Annotated in this window: 19 protein-coding genes; 16 read left to right on the top strand and 3 right to left on the bottom strand. The window is 41.9% G+C overall.

Going from position 1 to position 17,407, the window contains the following annotated elements; all coding sequences use genetic code 11:
* Nucleotides 1-643: 643 nt before the first annotated feature.
* Together rluC and LOC50_RS07910 are read left to right on the top strand one after the other, a co-directional pair.
* Nucleotides 644-1,603: a 23S rRNA pseudouridine(955/2504/2580) synthase RluC gene (rluC, locus tag LOC50_RS07915; protein WP_250653027.1), complete on the top strand. Its 960-nt coding sequence runs from the start codon at nt 644-646 to the stop codon at nt 1,601-1,603.
* Nucleotides 1,604-1,614: 11 nt separating this feature from the next.
* Nucleotides 1,615-2,259, top strand: a complete 645-nt coding sequence (locus tag LOC50_RS07910) for an HAD-IA family hydrolase (protein WP_250653920.1) — start codon at nt 1,615-1,617, stop codon at nt 2,257-2,259.
* Here LOC50_RS07910 and LOC50_RS07905 read toward each other — a convergent pair.
* On the bottom strand, nt 2,252-2,848 hold the full coding sequence (locus LOC50_RS07905) for a Maf family protein (RefSeq protein WP_248530680.1): 597 nt from the start codon (nt 2,846-2,848) through the stop codon (nt 2,252-2,254). The genes LOC50_RS07910 and LOC50_RS07905 overlap by 8 nt on opposite strands.
* A gap of 131 nt (nt 2,849-2,979) precedes the next feature.
* Between LOC50_RS07905 and yceD the strand changes: the two genes are divergently transcribed.
* The 14 genes from yceD (at nt 2,980) to LOC50_RS07835 (ending at nt 14,863) form a co-directional block, all read left to right on the top strand.
* The gene (gene yceD / locus LOC50_RS07900) at nt 2,980-3,504 is read left to right on the top strand and encodes a 23S rRNA accumulation protein YceD (protein WP_036982975.1); all 525 of its coding nucleotides are present in this window, start codon (nt 2,980-2,982) and stop codon (nt 3,502-3,504) included.
* A 9-nt stretch (nt 3,505-3,513) separates the two neighbouring features.
* Nucleotides 3,514-3,684 (top strand): 50S ribosomal protein L32, encoded by a 171-nt coding sequence (gene rpmF, locus LOC50_RS07895; RefSeq protein ID WP_008109865.1) that lies wholly within the window; start codon nt 3,514-3,516, stop codon nt 3,682-3,684.
* A gap of 12 nt (nt 3,685-3,696) precedes the next feature.
* Nucleotides 3,697-4,734 carry a phosphate acyltransferase PlsX gene (plsX, locus tag LOC50_RS07890; RefSeq protein ID WP_138626509.1) on the top strand — a complete coding sequence of 346 codons (1,038 nt, stop codon included), beginning with the start codon at nt 3,697-3,699 and terminating at the stop codon, nt 4,732-4,734.
* 55 nt (nt 4,735-4,789) lie between these two features.
* On the top strand, nt 4,790-5,716 hold the full coding sequence (gene fabD / locus LOC50_RS07885) for an ACP S-malonyltransferase (RefSeq protein WP_036956225.1): 927 nt from the start codon (nt 4,790-4,792) through the stop codon (nt 5,714-5,716).
* A gap of 11 nt (nt 5,717-5,727) precedes the next feature.
* Entirely contained in the window at nt 5,728-6,474 is a 747-nt protein-coding gene (gene fabG / locus LOC50_RS07880; protein WP_036982969.1) for a 3-oxoacyl-ACP reductase FabG, read from the top strand.
* A gap of 250 nt (nt 6,475-6,724) precedes the next feature.
* The gene (gene acpP, locus LOC50_RS07875; protein ID WP_008109873.1) at nt 6,725-6,961 is read left to right on the top strand and encodes an acyl carrier protein; all 237 of its coding nucleotides are present in this window, start codon (nt 6,725-6,727) and stop codon (nt 6,959-6,961) included.
* 269 nt (nt 6,962-7,230) lie between these two features.
* Nucleotides 7,231-8,469, top strand: a complete 1,239-nt coding sequence (gene fabF, locus LOC50_RS07870) for a beta-ketoacyl-ACP synthase II (RefSeq protein WP_008109876.1) — start codon at nt 7,231-7,233, stop codon at nt 8,467-8,469.
* 68 nt (nt 8,470-8,537) lie between these two features.
* On the top strand, nt 8,538-9,329 hold the full coding sequence (gene pabC, locus LOC50_RS07865) for an aminodeoxychorismate lyase (protein WP_036982968.1): 792 nt from the start codon (nt 8,538-8,540) through the stop codon (nt 9,327-9,329).
* Nucleotides 9,329-10,315, top strand: coding sequence for an endolytic transglycosylase MltG (gene mltG / locus LOC50_RS07860; protein WP_036982967.1), 987 nt, complete (start codon nt 9,329-9,331; stop codon nt 10,313-10,315). The genes pabC and mltG overlap by 1 nt, the downstream gene beginning before the upstream one ends.
* Nucleotides 10,316-10,320: 5 nt before the next feature.
* Nucleotides 10,321-10,947 (top strand): dTMP kinase, encoded by a 627-nt coding sequence (gene tmk, locus LOC50_RS07855; RefSeq protein WP_016899838.1) that lies wholly within the window; start codon nt 10,321-10,323, stop codon nt 10,945-10,947.
* 1 nt (nt 10,948) lies between these two features.
* On the top strand, nt 10,949-11,863 hold the full coding sequence (locus LOC50_RS07850; protein WP_013464701.1) for a DNA polymerase III subunit: 915 nt from the start codon (nt 10,949-10,951) through the stop codon (nt 11,861-11,863).
* A gap of 12 nt (nt 11,864-11,875) precedes the next feature.
* Nucleotides 11,876-12,202, top strand: coding sequence for a PilZ domain-containing protein (locus tag LOC50_RS07845; RefSeq protein ID WP_008109887.1), 327 nt, complete (start codon nt 11,876-11,878; stop codon nt 12,200-12,202).
* Nucleotides 12,203-12,219: 17 nt separating this feature from the next.
* Nucleotides 12,220-12,999, top strand: a complete 780-nt coding sequence (locus LOC50_RS07840) for a TatD family hydrolase (protein WP_036982965.1) — start codon at nt 12,220-12,222, stop codon at nt 12,997-12,999.
* A 4-nt stretch (nt 13,000-13,003) separates the two neighbouring features.
* Nucleotides 13,004-14,863 carry an alkaline phosphatase D family protein gene (locus LOC50_RS07835; protein WP_250653026.1) on the top strand — a complete coding sequence of 620 codons (1,860 nt, stop codon included), beginning with the start codon at nt 13,004-13,006 and terminating at the stop codon, nt 14,861-14,863.
* A gap of 602 nt (nt 14,864-15,465) precedes the next feature.
* Here the strand turns inward: LOC50_RS07835 and LOC50_RS07830 are convergent.
* Together LOC50_RS07830 and LOC50_RS07825 are read right to left on the bottom strand one after the other, a co-directional pair.
* Nucleotides 15,466-16,788: an O-antigen ligase family protein gene (locus LOC50_RS07830; protein WP_250653025.1), complete on the bottom strand. Its 1,323-nt coding sequence runs from the start codon at nt 16,786-16,788 to the stop codon at nt 15,466-15,468.
* 64 nt (nt 16,789-16,852) lie between these two features.
* The gene (locus LOC50_RS07825) at nt 16,853-17,398 is read right to left on the bottom strand and encodes a hypothetical protein (protein WP_069439327.1); all 546 of its coding nucleotides are present in this window, start codon (nt 17,396-17,398) and stop codon (nt 16,853-16,855) included.
* Nucleotides 17,399-17,407 lie beyond the last annotated feature (9 nt).

Below are 17,407 nucleotides of genomic sequence, written 5' to 3'. Positions count from 1 at the left end.
AGTATTTTAAATGCCGGCAAACAATAGGGTGTAATCACGCTATTAAATTCTAAGAGGATACAAACGTGTCGGCTGTTTAGCTCAATACTCGTTTTATCCAGAAGTTGGCCTGTCATAACAATCTTATTAAATGCATTCATATTAGGTACGTAGGGCTCTTTAGCTTCAAACCATAGTTTTGTTTTTAAACTACCGTTATCGTTTTTATGAGCAAAAATCGCTACCGATGTTAATGAACGCTTATTTATTAGATTTTTTTAGTTCTAAATAAGCTGCTGTACGGTACTACAATATTTGAGCGAATTCTGAACGGCGTTTTTTTACGCCGCCACTATCAGACAAATTATCTGTTCATTGCTTTTGTTATCACTTTAAAAATCAATTCATGTTCAAACTTAAGCAGCAATATATTACGCGCATTGCCGTTAGTTGTGCGCACGTGTTAACTGGGTATGTATAAAAGCTTTGGAAAACTTAACTCGGATCTGTATGATCGGTTACCCAGAATGTGCATCACGAATGTTTTAATGTGTTAAAAAGCACCGTTGTTATTTGCAAATACGAAATATTTGCGCTGCTGATTATCCCACTATTATAACTGTGTTAGCAACTAAATTATTTTACTTAAATCAGTGATTAGGCAATGTCAGAAAAAACCGGCTTACAAGTAACTTTTGTCACTATCAACGAAGACCACCTAGGTCAGCGTATTGATAACTTTCTTATTACCCATTTAAAAGGGGTGCCTAAAAGCGCAGTTTACAAAATTCTTCGTAAAGGTGAGGTGCGTGTAAACAAAAAACGCATTAAACCTGTGTATAAATTGCAGCTAGACGACGTTATTCGTATACCACCAATCAGAGTGTCAGAGCGTGAAGAGTTTGTCCCTTCGAAACTCGATAAAGTAACGCGCCTTGAAGACGATATTCTATTTGAAGACAAATACCTGATGGTTATTAACAAGCCATCGGGTATGGCTGTGCATGGCGGCAGTGGCCTAAGCTATGGCCTTATTGAAGCATTACGTGTTTTACGGCCAGAAGAGCGTAGCCTTGAGCTTGTGCATCGTTTAGACCGTGATACCTCAGGTTGTTTACTCATTGCTAAGCGCCGCTCTGTGCTGACTGCCTTGCATGAGCAATTACGCGAAAAAACCATGGAAAAAAATTATTGGGCACTTGTTGAGGGGCAATGGGACTCTAAAACAAAAAATGTGACTGAAGGCTTGCGCAAAAACACCCTAAAATCGGGTGAGCGCGTAGTACGTGTTGATAACTCTGAGGGCAAACCGTCGCATACCCGCTTTAAAGTGCTTGAGCGTTTTAACGATTGCTCATTAGTACAAGCATCCCCTGTAACCGGTCGTACTCACCAAATTCGTGTGCATACTCAGTGTCAGGGTCATGCTATTGCTTGTGATGACAAATATGGCGATCAAGGGTTTGACGAGTCAATGCGTAAACGTGGTTTAAACCGCTTATTTTTACACGCCCATGATTTAAGTTTTTACCACCCTAAAAACGAAACCACCATGCGAGTAGAAGCACCACTAGACAAAGCACTATCAAGTTGTTTAGTTAAACTTAGAGCAGCAAAAGCGTGATCTCACCCACCATGAAAAACTATAAGCTGGTGATTTTTGATTGGGACGGCACCATTATGGATTCAATTAGCAAAATAGTTAATTGTATCCGCAAAAGTGCACAGTTACTCAATATTGAACCGCCGAGCGATACGGCCAGTAAAAATATTATTGGTTTGTCGCTTGAAAACGCAATAGCGACCTTGTTTCCTGATTACAGTGAGCATCACGAAGCGCTTATTGCAGGTTATAAACAGCAGTATGCGCTTGATACCACCCCAACACCGGTGTTTGATCACGTTGCACAGGTACTCACTGCGTTAAAAAATCAAGGCGTAATATTGGCGGTTGCCACAGGTAAAAGTCGGGTAGGGTTGGAGCGTTTATTGGATGAAAGCCAGTTGCGTCACTTTTTTAGTGCCACGCGTACCAGCGACGACGCTAAATCAAAACCCGCTCCCGATATGCTCTATCAACTACTTGAAGAGCTGGCTATTAGCGCCGACGAAGCATTGATGATAGGCGACACGCAAATCGACATGGCAATGGCAAAAGCTGCAGGTATGGATAGACTAGGGGTAACCATGGGCGTGCACAACGCTGCGCAATTAAACGAGTTTACGCCTATTGCAACCGCTGACAACTATCAGCAGTTGCAACAACTTTTACTTAGTTAGTTTGAGCGCTTAATACATCTAAGCCAAACTCAGCCAATAACTGGCTGAGTTTAATGAGTGGTAAACCAATTAAATTATTTGGGTCATCACCACTGAGCTTTTCAAATAAACAAATACCCAAGCCTTCACTTTTAAAACTTCCTGCACAATTATAAGGTTGCTCTGCATCGCAATAAGCACTTATTTGCGCCGTTGTTAACGTTTTAAAGGTTACATTAAAGGGCTCAACAAGGGTTTTGCTTTGCTTAGTGTGTATATCGTACACACACAAGCCAGTTAAAAAAGTGATCGTTTGCCCACTAAATAAGCTGAGTTGTTTCATGGCGTTTTCTTTATTGTGTGGTTTACCTAATATTTGGCCATTAAATACAGCAACCTGATCGGAGCCAATCGCTAAGCCTTGGTCAAAATGCTCGACCGCAGCTGCGGCTTTTAGTTCGCTTAAACGCTTAACAAGATCGTTAGGTGTTTCGTTGCTGTGAGGCGTTTCGTCAACATCGGGCGAAAACGTTTCAAAAGGCAGATTAAATTTTTGTAATAAAGACTGCCTAAAAGGCGAGCTTGAGGCTAATATAAGAGAGTGCTTCATGGCATGTTTTCCTAGCGTAAATCAGATTGAGTTAGGATAAATCAGATCCGTGAGTAAAACACGTGAAAAACAATGTAAAATTGGTTTTTTACTTTGACTAACCCACTAACTATCTATATGATGCAGCCCCTATGCAAAAGGTGAAAATTCCCATCACCCTTCATCCGGGCAAAGCAGCGCAACACCGTTTAAAGTATGACGGCATTGTACCGCTTGAGAAACTTCCTCGTTTACGAGGGGTTATCCAGGAAGAAGTAGGTGAAATAGCGGTAAAAATTCATTGCAAAAACGATGAGCAAGGTTTAGTTGTGATTAGTGGCAATTTGTCCACACACGTAACTGTCACTTGTCAACGTTGTAATGGTGATTTAGGGTTGGATTTGGATCAAGACTTTGTGTATTCGCCAGTCGGTTTGGATGCAGAGTCAGATGATCTTCCAGAAAGCTACGACGAAGTAACACTTGATGAAAATGGTGAAATAGACGTGTTTGAGTTAATCGAAGACGAGCTTATTTTAGCTGTGCCATTAGTGCCTACCCACAACGAAGCTTCATGCAGTTATACAGCAGAGCCTGCCAGCTTTGGTGTTTTAAAGGCGGAAGATGATAAACCAAATCCATTTGATATTTTGAAACAACTTAAGAAAGATTCTTAGGAGAAGACTATGGCTGTACAAAAAAGCAAAAAGTCTCGTGCAAGACGCGGCATGCGCCGTTCACACGATGCGATCAGTGGTCCAACTTTAACTGTAGACCAAACATCTGGTGAGACTCATCGTCGTCACCATGTGACTGCAGATGGTTACTACAAAGGCGTTCAAGTAATTTCTAACTAAGAGATTGCTTATATGCTGACCAATCTAACCATAGCGTTAGATATGATGGGGGGCGATTATGGCCCCCGTTCATCTATCCCCGCAGCCGTTTCCGCGGTAAATGCTAATGCCAACTTAAAACTCATTTTATGTGGCAACGAGCAAGTAATAGCTAAACAATTAGAATCACTCGATTCACTTTCTCATCCTAGATTAATAATTCGCCATTGTAATGATGTTGTCACCAATGCCTGCGAACCCGCTGTTGCTATACGCTCAAAAAAAGATTCCTCAATGCGTGTTGCCCTTGATTTAGTTAAATCGGGTGAAGCGCAAGCCTGTGTTAGTTCTGGCAATACAGGGGCGCTATTTTTTATGGCGCATTACGTATTAAAAATGCTTCCAGGGGTGAAACGTCCCGCACTTATCTCTGCTGTACCTACTGAACGAAAAAATCCTGTTTACTTACTCGACTTAGGCGCTAATGTGCATTGTGATGCGCAAATGCTGTATCAGTTTGGCATTATGGGCTCAGTGGTTGCAGGCCAAGCACTTGGCTGCGATAACCCAAAAGTCAGTTTATTAAATATTGGCGCTGAAGATATAAAAGGCCATGAAGAAATTAAGCAAGCCGCGCAGTTAATGCAGCAAAGCGAGCTGATTAATTATATTGGCTACAGTGAAGGTAGCGATATTTTTTCTGGCAAAGCCGATGTTATTGTCTGTGAGGGGTTTGTTGGCAATGTTGCACTTAAAACCTGTGAAGGCATTGCTAAACTTATCATGAAAAAATTCACTCGCGCTCTCGAAAAGCACGTCGTTTACAAGTGCATGGCGTTTATGTTGGCGCCAATCATAAAAAAACTCTATAAAAGAGTGAACCCCGACCAGTATAACGGCGCTTCTCTGGTAGGATTGCGCGGTATTGTTGTTAAAAGCCATGGAAATGCCTCAGCTAAAGCATTTCATGCCGCAATCGACGAAGCAGTGAAAGAAGTAGAACGTCAACTTCCGGATAAAATTGCTGCTATCTTCGAAAAAACACATTCTAAAGACACGGCGGTTGAATAACAGTTAACGTGCCGTGTTACACATTATTTATTTTGTTTAATTAAAAGAGCAAACTATGGCACAAAAAATTGCACTTCTTTTTCCAGGTCAAGGCTCGCAAACTGTGGGTATGTTAAACGAGCTACTTGAAAGCTCAGACATAGTAAAAGCCACATTTGCAGAAGCATCAACCGCATTAGGATACGACCTAGCAGATCTCGTTCTTAACGGTCCAGAAGAAAAACTAAATCAAACTCACCGTACTCAACCTGCTTTATTAACAGCAAGCGTTGCTATTTACCGTCATTGGTTAGCTGCAAATCCAGATGCAGACGTTGTCATGGCAGGTCATAGCCTAGGCGAATACTCAGCACTGGTATGTAGCGATGTGATCAGTTTAAGTGAAGCCGTAAAACTGGTTGAAAATCGCGGTTTATACATGCAAGAAGCCGTCCCTGCGGGTGTGGGTTCTATGGCCGCTATTATTGGTTTAGGTGATGACGAAATTAAAGCAGCATGTGAAGCATCTGCACAAGGTGAGGTTGTTTCACCGGTTAATTACAACTCGCCAGGCCAAGTGGTTATTGCCGGTCATAAAGATGCAGTAGATAGAGCATCAGTCGCCTGTAAAGAAGCTGGCGCAAAACGTGCGCTACCATTATCGGTCAGCGTACCGTCGCATTGTGAACTTATGAAACCTGCGGCTGAAAAATTAGCCGCTGATTTAGCGGCTTTAACATTTAATTCACCTAAGTGTGATGTAATTAATAATGTTGATGTAAAAGCTGAAGGTTCAGCCGATGCAATTAAAGACGCATTAGTACGTCAGTTATACAGCCCAGTTCGTTGGACTGAAACAGTGCAAGCATTAGTTGCACAAGGCGTAACGCAAAGTTATGAATTTGGTCCTGGTAAAGTACTAACCGGGCTTGCAAAACGCATTGATAAAGCGATGGTGTGTGGCTCAGTTAACGACCTTGCATCAATCGATACAGCTAAATAAGAGTATATTATATGAGTAATTTATTTTCTTTAGAGGGCAAAGTTGTCCTGATCACCGGCGCTAGCCGTGGTATTGGTAAAGCGATTGCAAACACCTTAGTGGCACAAGGCGCAAAGGTAGCGGGCACAGCGACAAGCGAGTCAGGTGCGGCTAAAATTAGCGAATACTTAGGTGATAACGGTAAAGGTTATGCGCTTAACGTCACCGATCCTGGGTCAATTGAGGCTACATTAGCAGCAATTAAAGCCGATTTGGGTGATATTGATGTTTTAGTAAATAATGCTGGTATTACGCGCGATAATTTATTAATGCGCATGAAAGACAGCGAGTGGGACGATATTATCGACACCAACTTAAGCTCTATTTTCCGTTTATCTAAAGCGGTACTTCGCCCAATGATGAAGAAAAAGAACGGCCGTATTATCAATATTGGCTCAGTAGTGGGCACTATGGGTAACGCTGGCCAAGCGAACTACGCGGCAGCTAAAGCGGGTGTTATCGGTTTTTCTAAATCATTAGCGCGTGAAGTTGCTTCTCGTGGTATTACTGTCAACGTGGTTGCACCGGGATTTATCCAAACAGACATGACGGACGATTTGACAGATGAGCAAAAAGCAGCAACGCTTGCAAACGTACCTGCGGGTCGTTTAGGCCAGCCAGATGAGATTGCAGCAGCTGTGTGTTATTTAGCATCTGACGCCGCTGCGTACGTATCAGGTGAAACTTTGCATGTAAATGGTGCGATGTACATGGTTTAGCTTCGCAATGCGAAATAGTTAAACCACAAATTACCAATGAGTTTGCTAAAAAACATTGAATTTTTCGCAAACTTGCTTTAAACATACTTGAAATCGCTGTGAAAATAAGCGATAAAAGATAAAATAAACACTCAACAGGTTTGACCAGCAAATTATTTATGGTCAAAAGATTGAATCAGAGAATTATCGGACGTAAACTACGCCGCAATCTGAAAATAACGCATTGGCGTTTTTAATAAAGGAAAGAAGAATGAGCGATATCCAAGAACGCGTAAAGAAAATTATCATCGAACAGCTAGGTGTTAAAGAAGAAGAAGTTAAAAACGAAGCTTCATTCGTTGATGACCTAGGTGCAGACTCTCTTGATACTGTTGAATTAGTAATGGCTCTTGAAGAAGAGTTCGACACTGAGATCCCAGATGAAGAAGCTGAAAAGATCACTACAGTACAATCTGCAATCGATTACGTTACAGCTCACGCTGAGTAATTAATCGCAAATTAAGGGCAGCATTCGCTGCCTTTAATCTTTATATCCAAACCACCTCAAAGTCCATGATTCAATTCCAAACCCTCACTCATCATCAGCAATTAAATTGTTATTGCTCAGCGTTGGTTATTGGTTTGAGACTCGCACTTTGAGGTAGCTTGGGTATGATCATCCCCAATACTAATAACATAATTAGCAACAGCGTTAACGCTGAAATAAACTGAGCTAAGTTAATTGGTATAATAATAATTCCTTATTGGAGGCAAACCGTGGCTAAACGTCGTGTCGTCGTAACTGGCTTAGGAATGTTGACGCCGCTAGGCAATGATGTGCAATCAACCTGGCAAGGCTTATTAGATGGTAAAAGTGGTATTCAAAATATTACCCACTTTGATACATCAAAATTTGGTACTCATTTCGCTGGTTTAATCAATGATTTTGATGCATCGGCTTATATGTCGCCAAAAGATGCTAAAAAAATGGATTTATTTATCCAGTATGGCATTGCAGCGGGTGTTCAAGCTTTTCAAGATTCAGGCCTCGAAGTCACTGAGCAAAACGCAACCCGTATTGGTGTAGCGGTAGGTTCAGGTATTGGTGGCTTAACCCTAATCGAAGAAAACCACATTAAATTACTAAACAGCGGCCCACGAAAGTTATCGCCGTTTTATGTACCGTCTACCATTATTAATATGATCTCAGGTCATTTATCAATAATGCACGGCTTGCGTGGTCCTAATATTTCAATTGTGACGGCATGTACTACAGGCCTGCATAATATTGGCCATGCAGCGCGAATGATTGCCTACGGCGATGCCGATGCAATGGTTGCCGGTGGCGCAGAAAAAGCGTGTACGCCAATTGGTATGGGTGGCTTTAATGCCGCACGTGCGCTTTCAACACGTAACGACGACCCTCAAGCAGCGTCTCGTCCTTGGGATAAAGACCGTGATGGCTTTGTGCTTTCAGATGGTGCTGGTGTGGTTGTTGTTGAAGAATACGAACACGCTAAAGCCCGTGGCGCTAAAATTTATGCAGAGCTTGTTGGCTTTGGCATGAGTGGCGATGCCTACCACATGACCTCACCACCAGAAGATGGCGCAGGTGCGGCTCTGGCTATGGAAAACGCATTAAACGATGCGCAAGTAAATGCTGAGCAAGTTGGCTACATTAACGCACATGGTACGTCTACTCATGCGGGCGACAAAGCCGAAACGTCAGCGGTTAAAACCATTTTTGGTGATTCAGCGAAAGATGTGATGGTAAGCTCATCTAAATCGATGATGGGTCATTTACTAGGTGCAGCGGGCTCTGTTGAGTCGATAGTGTCTATCTTATCGTTGACCGAGCAAAAAGTAACACCCACAATAAACCTAGACAACCCAGATGAAGGCTGTGATTTAGATTACGTGCCGCACACAGCACGAGACGCCAAACTTGATTACGCGTTGTGTAACTCATTTGGTTTTGGTGGTACTAATGGCTCGTTACTGTTTAAAAAGGTATAATCTTTTTTAACAACGAACGACAATAAGAACCCAGTTGTTTAACTGGGTTTTTTTATGTGTAAAAAAATATGCAAACAATAATAACAGCAAGTGAAACCAGTAGCGTAAGTACCCGCGATAGAGGCTTAAACTATGGCGATGGCTTTTTTACAACCGCGATTATTACTGATGGACAGGTTGAACATTGGTCTTATCATAAAGCGCGTTTAATTGAATGCGCGCAGCGTTTAGGGTTTCCGGCGCTTGAGTTTAGCGCACTTGAGTCGCACATTACTCAGCAAATAGCATCAAAGGTTCAAGCGGTTGTTAAAATAGTGGTAACACGCGGCGAGGGCGGGCGAGGCTATGCGCCACTAAGCGAATGTAATTTAAACATTATTGTGAGTGTTTTACCTTATCCAGCGCATTATAACAGCTTACACGAGACAGGAATTAGTTTAGTCATCAGTCCAATTAAACTGGCTTTACAACCGCACTTAGCAGGGCTTAAAACCTTAAATAGACTTGAGCAAGTATTGATCAAAAATGCCCTACAAACCGAGCAAAGTGATGATGCACTTGTACTTGACTACAACAACAATGTAATTGAAACCTCGGCGGCTAATATTTTTGCAATAAAAAATAATAAAGTAATTAGCCCCAGGCTTGATGAGTGCGGCATTAAAGGTGTTTTTCTGCAATCTTTATGTGATAAATTAGCAATTGAATTTAAAACTATCAGCGTTGATGAGCTTACCCAAGCAGACGCGGTATTTGTATGTAATAGTTTAATGAAAATTGTGCCCGTAAAAAGCATAGGCGAGCACTGTTTTGATATTGCTCACAGTCGGTCATTACTAACAGTAGCCAAGGAGGCTTAGTGTTAAAAGTTATTGTATCAGTATTATTGCTGGCTTTTTTTAGCTCAGTGATTGGCTATCAGCAATTACAGGCAACAATTCAAACGCCATTACAGATAGCCGATAACACCCAATTTGAAGTTAAAAAAGGCACCGGATTTAATAAGTTGTGCCGTCAATGGCAGCAGCAACAGTGGGTAGAAGACTGTTGGCGGTTTCAAATATTAGCTAAACTCGACCCAACCTTGACCGATTTAAAAGCGGGTTTGTACGAGTTAAGCGCAGATAGCGTGATCAACAATATAAAAAAAATAAACCAAGGCGAGCAAGTTAGTTTTAGTTTTACCATTATTGAAGGCCAAGCACTTAGAGATATATTAAATGCACTAAGTACGGCACCACACTTACAAAACGATTTAAAACTCGAACAACTTGGCGAGCAAATAATAGGTAGGCAAACCCATCTAGAAGGTTGGTTATTCCCCGATACCTATCATTACCATAGCAATGATACTGCCAGCAGTTTACTAAAACGTGCTGCGCAAAAAATGCAGCAAACGTTGGCTGATGCTTGGCAACAACGGGCAAGCGATTTACCTTACGATACCGCTTATGAAGCACTGATCATGGCCTCTATTATCGAAAAAGAAACCGCGCTTGCCAGTGAGCGTCCGTTAATTGCATCGGCGTTTATAAATAGATTAAACACCAATATGCGCTTACAAACCGATCCAACCGTAATATATGGGCTAGGCGAAGATTTTGACGGTGATATTAAACGTAAAGACTTGATAAATTACACACCGTATAATACCTATCGTATTAACGGATTACCGCCCACGCCAATTGCCATGCCATCCAAAGAAGCAATTTTAGCCGCGGTAAACCCGCCTAAAAGCGAGTATGTTTACTTTGTAGCAAAAGGCGATGGCAGCCATCAGTTTTCAACCACATTAAAGCAACATAATGCGGCGGTTAACCGGTATATTTTAAATAAAAAGAATTAGTGTTTATGAAACCAAAATTTATAGTGATAGAAGGCCTAGAGGGCGCGGGTAAATCAACCGCTATTGCCCTGTGCCAAGACTTTTTAAATCATCATCATATTGATTTTATTAATGTCCGTGAACCCGGTGGCACACCACTGGCTGAATCGTTGCGTACCTTAGTAAAAGCAGAGCATCAAGAAGAAATCGCCTTTGAAACTGAGCTACTTATCATGTACGCAGCTCGCTCACAGCTAATGCACAATGTAATAAACCCTGCACTTGAGCAAGGGCAATGGGTATTGGCTGATCGTCACGACTTATCGTCACAGGCGTATCAAGGCGGTGGACGCGGAATTAGTGCAAACACGTTAGCGTCGTTATCCTCTATGGTGTTAAAAGGATTAAAACCCGATTTAACCATTTACCTTGATATTGACCCTGTTATTGGTCTTGAACGGGCAAAAGGGCGTGGTGAACTCGATAGAATTGAACAAGAAGCCATTGAGTTTTTTCAGCGCACCCGTATGCGTTACATAGAACTGGCAAACGATGATGAAAGCATTAAAACCGTTGATGCTAACCAAAGTATTGATAAAGTACACCGTGATATCACCAATGTACTGCGTACGTTTTTTTCAGGGTTAAAATAATATGGCATTGCCATGGCTTAACGATGTAGAGCAACGTTTAGCTCAAAGCTATAAAGCGCAGCGCTTTCATCACGCGCAGCTATTTTGCGGGCCTATTGGGGTAGGCAAGTTTGAGCTAAGCGATCAATTAGCTAACAGTTTGTTATGTCACAATACACAATCGCAGTTAAGTGCACCTAATAGCGTGCTAACGCCGTGTGGGCAGTGTAAAAGCTGCTCGTTAAACCTAGCTGGGACGCACCCAGATAAACGCGTTACTCAAGTAGAAGGGCAAAGCATAGGTGTAGACGACATACGCGGCATAAGCGACTTTATGCACCAGTCGGCGGCGCAAAATGGCAACAAAGTGGCGATTATTGAAAACTGCGAAAAAATGACAACGGCGGCAGCAAATGCATTATTAAAAACCTTAGAAGAGCCCAGTAACAGCCGGTTTTTAATTCTTACAACCAGCCAAGTGGCACAATTACCAGCGACTATTTTAAGCCGCTGTGCTAAAACTGAGGTCAAAGTAACCAATAGCCAGCTAGCACAGCAGTGGCTAAGCTCTTTAGATGTGCCTAACTACCCATGGTTATCATTGTTTTACAGTCAACCCCTGCAAGTAAAGCAGTGGCAACAGCAAAATCAGCTAGAAAGCATTGATACACTCTATAAATTTGCAACTGAGTTTAAACAAAGCCATAATTTCAATGCGTTAGTCGATATAATAAATAAACAGCCTGAGCTTGTTCGTATTTTTACCTTATTTTTAAGTGAGCAGTTAAAACAGCAGCTTTTAAATGGCATGAGTTTTGAAGCCTACCAAGTTGCACAGCAAGCCTTGAATGATTTTTTACAAAATAACATACAAATTCTTGGGCTAAACTTACCGCTTGCGGTATCACGACTAGCGTATACATTACGCAACCAATAAAAAGGATTAGATATGCAAGAGCTATTAGTTGATATAGATGACCTTGACGAACTATATCGCTGCTACATGCCTTTTTTAAAAAAAGGGGGGCTATTTGTACGCACCAATATGCGTTATGAGCCTGGGTATTCACTCGCTTTACGAGTAACCTTACCTGATGCCTTAGAAGACGATGTGGTCACCGGCAAAGTCACGTGGATCACTCCGCAAGGTGCACAAAGCTCAAACCCTCCGGGGATCGGCATTAGCTTTTTAGATGATAAAACAAACCTAAACGCGAAGATCGAAAAACTGCTGGGGACTATGTTAAACTCCGGCAATCCAACTTATACCATGTAGTAAAAACAGGCCTTATTTTGATTGTAGATTCTCATTGCCATTTAGACCGTCTTGATTTTGATAAACTCGATTTAAACCTAGACCAAGTACTTGATAACGCTCGCGCCAAAAAAGTAGAACACTTTTTATGTGTGAGCGTCACACTTGATCAGTTCCCTAATATGCTAGAGCAAATTAAGCATTACGACGACGTATCAGCGTCATGTGGTGTACATCCGCTTGATCAAAAAGACGCGCTTAATAAACAGCAATTAATTGATTTAGCCTCGCACCACAAAGTAGTGGCGATTGGCGAAACTGGGCTCGATTATTACTATGCAAAAGACACCCATGCCGTACAACAAGCCAGTTTTGTTGGCCATATTGAGGTGGCAAATGAATTACAAAAGCCGCTTATTATTCATACCCGTGACGCCCGTGCAGACACCATTAACTTAATGCGTGAACACAAAGCAGAAAATTGTGGTGGGGTGCTACATTGTTTCACCGAAGATTGGGATATGGCCAAAAAAGCCATTGATATGGGTTTTTATATTTCTATTTCAGGTATTGTGACCTTTAAAAATGCGGTAGAGCTTAAAGAAGTGGTAAAACAAATCCCACTTGAACGGCTGCTTATTGAAACCGACTCGCCGTATTTAGCGCCAGTACCGTACCGTGGCAAAACTAATCAGCCAGCGTATGTGGAAGATGTTGCTTATTATATTAGTGAACTAAAAGGCATTAGCTTTAACGAATTGGCAAAGGCCACCACCGATAATTTTTATTCTTTATTTAAATTAGCAGCTAAAGGCTAACCTCATGACGACTCTCTCGGTGCAACATCCTCTGTTACTTATGGGGCCCATGGTGCGCCGAGCAGAAAAAACCACAGTCTGTATTCAGTTTGCTACCTCAAAGCAGGTAAACGGCCGTATAGAGCTAATGGGCTACGAATGCTATAGCGAACAAAACAGCGTTAGACTGGGTGAACATTTATTTTTACAGTTCATAGTTATTAAACCAATAAACAGCCAGTTCCCGCGCGATATATTACTACAATATCAGTTATTTTTTGATGACAGCCCCGTTGATTTATCAGCGTTTAGTTTTAATGATGGTGCGTTACCTGCGTTTGTGATCCCCAAAAGACTGACGCAAATATTACATGGCTCGTGTCGCAATGCACATCATGCCGCAAAAGACAGCCTAGTTAGTTCAAGTCAGTGGCAAGCTACTCAACGCAGTAATAATCAGCAAGGGGCGCAGTTGCTATTGCTCTCGGGCGATCAGGTATATGCTGACGATGTAGCAGGGCCTATGTTATTAGCTATCCATCAACTCATTGAGCATCTAGGCATTTACAAAGAGCAACCGCTTGCACTGGATTTACCCGACGATATTAGCCAACAGCTTTATGGCCGCCATCATTTATTACCCACCACCTCGTGGAAAAAGCGCTCTAAATTAGGCATAGGTTATTGGTTAAAAAAAGACGAGCCACATTTTTCTAGCGTAAAAGCGTATAACCACCTTATTCATTTTGAAGAGTTTGTAGCGCTGTATTTACTTAATTTTAGTAGTACCGCGTGGCAATATGTTGACTTATCAAAGCTAAATTACTCAGGCGGTAACGAAAAAAGCCAAGCATTGTTTAGCACAGAAAAAGCCACACTCATTGATTACGCCAAAGGCTTAGCTGAGGTAGAGCGATTATGTGCCAATGTGTCTACTTTAATGATGTTTGACGATCACGATGTCACTGATGATTGGAACCTCACCGCCGGGTGGGAGCAAGCCATTAATCAAAACCCCAGTAGCAAACGTATTGTAAATAATGGCTTAGCAAGCTATTGGCTGTTTCAGGGAATGGGTAACGACGCACTACAAAAAACCGGTGCGCTACTTACTCCATTTTCAACAAGTCTAGCTGGGGATAAGCAATGGCAATTCAAAGCATTTGATAAACATCTAAATGATTTTAACCATTGGCATTATGAGCTAACAACTATTCCTAAAGTGGTGGTGCTTGATACCCGAACACACCGCTGGCGTAACGAGCAGAACTTTAATGAACCCTCAGGCTTGTTAGATTGGGAGCGTCTTACTGAGCTTGAAGAAAGCCTACTCAGTCATGACCAAGTCATTATTGTATCGCCCGCTCCGGTGTTTGGGGTTAAATCAATAGAGGCGATTCAAGCGGTGTTTAATATGTGTGGGCAACCGCTTATGGTTGATGTAGAAAACTGGATGGCGCACGAAGGCTCAGCTAAAAAACTGCTCGACACATTCAGACGAACCGACACCCCAAATGAAACGCTGATTTTATCAGGCGACGTGCATTATTCGTTTTGTTTTTCAGTGCAAAAGCGTTTTGGCGATCATCATAATAGAATTTGGCAGCTCACGGCCAGTGGCATTAAAAACGAGTTCCCGCGTAAGCTAATAAATGTGCTTGATAAGCTCGACTCCATTTTATATGGCCCTAAAAGTCCGCTTAACTTTTTTACCAAACGCTGGCACATGGAAGTCGACAAACACCAAACTAAAGGCAAAGGGCAAAAGTACCTAGTAAGTGATTCGGCTATTAGTTTGGTTTCCCTTAAAGGCGGTAATTTAGTCCGCTACCAGCTCATACACGGCGACGGCCACACCACCGAATTTGATTTAGAAGAGCAGTGATTTAAATACAAGAATTAGGTCGCTATTATTGCCTACGTGTAGCAGCGACTTCATGCCGCGTCATTTTTAATGTCGTGAGCGGCGGGCGACGAGCTTCGAGTTGCGGGCTAAATATCTAAAAGCGCAGCGACTCTTAACCCTCTTTGTGCATACTTTTCTTAAAGATCTTATTGAACTAAGAGAAGTGAATGAGGAACAAATGAGAAGGCCAAAAAGATATCAGGATACAGCTCGTAACCCGCCCCCCGCAGCCCGATAATTTGAACCTTTAACCTCTAGAAGCGCAGCGTCTCTTAGCCCTCTTTGTGCATACTTTTCTTAAAGATCTTATTGAACTAAGAGAAGTGAATGAGGAACAAATGAGAAGGCCAAAAAGATGTTAGGATACAGCTCGTGACTCGCTCCCCGCAGCCAGGTAACTTTCGACTTTAACCTCTAAAAGCGCAGCGTCTCATAGCCCTCTTTGTGCATAATTTTCTTAAGATCTTATTGTAATGATATAACTGGATGAAGTGTTAGGTGTTAGAGCTTGCTGACGGAGGGTTGCGAACTACGGGTTTCGGGATTAGGCTCGTAACCCGCTTCCCGCTCCCCGCAGCCCGTTAACTTTCGCTGCGCCGTTTTTTAATCCGTTTTGGTGCCGGTAACTTGTTGGTTAATAAAGCTAAACATAACACCACTATAAATAACATCGAATTAGCCCCCGCTTGCAGCGAATAATCAACCGACGAATGCAGCATCATTGCTACAATAGCTGTAGCACAACCAAACGCCACCCCCTGATAAAGGGCCGTTTTGCGCGTTCGCATAGTATTAATACACAACCATAAACAATAAAGCAACAGTAGTCCCAATAATGCCGTTGCAGGAATACCCAGCTCAACTGCAAATTGCACATAATCGTTATGCGCATTGTCGTAGTAGCCAGAGTAGGGCTCAGACTGATACGCAGGAAACGCAGTGTAAAAAGTACCGCCGCCCGAGCCTAATAACGGGTTATCTAAAATCAACGGGATTGAGTCGCGTACAACTTCATCGCGAGTTTCCGATTGTAAACTGGTTTCGCTAATACGTTGTTTTACCTTTTCTACATCGAAAATGGCACCAATGATGATTAAATCGATAATAAAAAAGCTCACAATCAGTAACTTAAATGCTTTAGGCTTTTGCTTATAAACAAACAGCGCCAGTAAGCTCACTATAATTAAGGCAATAAAAAACGCCGAGTTACCCATACGGCTGCGAGTTAAAATAAGCGCCACAATAATAATAATTAACGAAATACGTAAGATTATTTTAGAACTTAATAATACCTCGGCCCAGGCGCGTAGCGTTTGTTTTAAAGTAGGTTTATAGCCATTGTTAGTGCGTTTTAATTCGCTGATTAAAACGCCAATGCCTAAACATAAACACAGCGCTAAGTAATTAGCTAAAAAGTTAGAATAGGTAAAGGTACCAATCGCGCGGTCGGTGTGTTTGTAGCCAAATAAAGGGCTAACAATATCGGGCGATAAGTTTAAGTAACTAGCATACAAAGCTTGAAAAACACCGGCACAAATGACGGCGTAAATTAATTTTTTAATACGATTTACATTATTACAGTAATTAAATATTAACCAGCTCAACATTATTAAAAAGCTGGTTTTTAATAACATTTGTTTGGTTTGAAAAGCATCAACACTCACGCCAAATAACTGAACTCCACACACTAAAGCAACAATGCCTAAGGTAGCAAATAATGGCCAAGTATATCGAGGAGGGAAAAGCGCTTGTTGGTTATTTAAAACACTGTTTGCCAAGTGAGTAATAAAGGTAAAGCTAGTTAAAATACCAATAGCTAAAATTGCCCAAGGCCTGTAACTACCTAAAGGAAGGGGAAGCAAAAAAAGGATCAGACAAATAAGAAAAAATATAAAACGATTCAAAATAAACTCAAACAAAGTAAAAACGCAGCCAATTGGCTGCGTTTAAATATACTAATAGTAAAAACTAGTTACCGACTTCAGATATACCGTTATCACCGCCTGTACCACCAGAACCTGGAGGTGTTGGTAATGTTGGTAAGCTGCCTACTGGCGGAGCTGGCTGGCCAGTACCCGGACCTGCAGCAGTTGCTTCAGAAGCGGTTGTAGCATCAACACCCGCAGTAATTGCTGCCAGTGTAATTGCATCAGTATCTAAGCCTGCAGCTGTAAGTGCAGCTAAAAAGTCAGAAATTAATGGGTTATCTGCACCAAAACGTGCCACAACAGCAGCAACCATTGCATCAATGTCTGCAGCGCCACATGCGCCATTTAGTAGCTTTTCGTCTAGCTTGATTTTTTCTTTATTTTTACAAATACGTTTAATAGCTTCAACTAAATCTTCGCGTAACTGCTCTGTTGTAGTATCTGCTGTTACGTTGTTAAGAATATCAATTATGCTATTTATGTCCACTTCTTGAACCACTGCAGCATTGTCCGTTTGTGCATAGGTTGGAAGAGCAGTAAGAGCCGTTGCGCTAGCGACTAAGCCAGCTAAAAGTAATTTTTTCATTTCTCGTCC

The sequence above is a fragment of the Pseudoalteromonas sp. SCSIO 43095 genome (genome assembly GCF_023650455.1).
GTDB classification, from domain to species: Bacteria; Pseudomonadota; Gammaproteobacteria; order Enterobacterales; family Alteromonadaceae; genus Pseudoalteromonas; species Pseudoalteromonas tetraodonis.
This window is presented reverse-complemented; position numbering and strand designations above follow the sequence as displayed.

Excerpts from the sequence above, each read along its gene's own strand:
- LOC50_RS07835 (WP_250653026.1), top strand. The coding sequence starts at position 13,004 with ATGACGACTCTCTCGGTGCAACATCCTCTGTTACTTATGGGGCCCATG.
- fabG (WP_036982969.1), top strand. The coding sequence starts at position 5,728 with ATGAGTAATTTATTTTCTTTAGAGGGCAAAGTTGTCCTGATCACCGGC.
- fabD (WP_036956225.1), top strand. The coding sequence starts at position 4,790 with ATGGCACAAAAAATTGCACTTCTTTTTCCAGGTCAAGGCTCGCAAACT.
- pabC (WP_036982968.1), top strand. The coding sequence starts at position 8,538 with ATGCAAACAATAATAACAGCAAGTGAAACCAGTAGCGTAAGTACCCGC.
- LOC50_RS07845 (WP_008109887.1), top strand. The coding sequence starts at position 11,876 with ATGCAAGAGCTATTAGTTGATATAGATGACCTTGACGAACTATATCGC.
- rpmF (WP_008109865.1), top strand. The coding sequence starts at position 3,514 with ATGGCTGTACAAAAAAGCAAAAAGTCTCGTGCAAGACGCGGCATGCGC.
- LOC50_RS07910 (WP_250653920.1), top strand. The coding sequence starts at position 1,615 with ATGAAAAACTATAAGCTGGTGATTTTTGATTGGGACGGCACCATTATG.
- yceD (WP_036982975.1), top strand. The coding sequence starts at position 2,980 with ATGCAAAAGGTGAAAATTCCCATCACCCTTCATCCGGGCAAAGCAGCG.
- tmk (WP_016899838.1), top strand. The coding sequence starts at position 10,321 with ATGAAACCAAAATTTATAGTGATAGAAGGCCTAGAGGGCGCGGGTAAA.
- LOC50_RS07905 (WP_248530680.1), bottom strand. The coding sequence starts at position 2,848 with ATGAAGCACTCTCTTATATTAGCCTCAAGCTCGCCTTTTAGGCAGTCT.
- acpP (WP_008109873.1), top strand. The coding sequence starts at position 6,725 with ATGAGCGATATCCAAGAACGCGTAAAGAAAATTATCATCGAACAGCTA.
- plsX (WP_138626509.1), top strand. The coding sequence starts at position 3,697 with ATGCTGACCAATCTAACCATAGCGTTAGATATGATGGGGGGCGATTAT.
- LOC50_RS07825 (WP_069439327.1), bottom strand. The coding sequence starts at position 17,398 with ATGAAAAAATTACTTTTAGCTGGCTTAGTCGCTAGCGCAACGGCTCTT.
- rluC (WP_250653027.1), top strand. The coding sequence starts at position 644 with ATGTCAGAAAAAACCGGCTTACAAGTAACTTTTGTCACTATCAACGAA.
- LOC50_RS07850 (WP_013464701.1), top strand. The coding sequence starts at position 10,949 with ATGGCATTGCCATGGCTTAACGATGTAGAGCAACGTTTAGCTCAAAGC.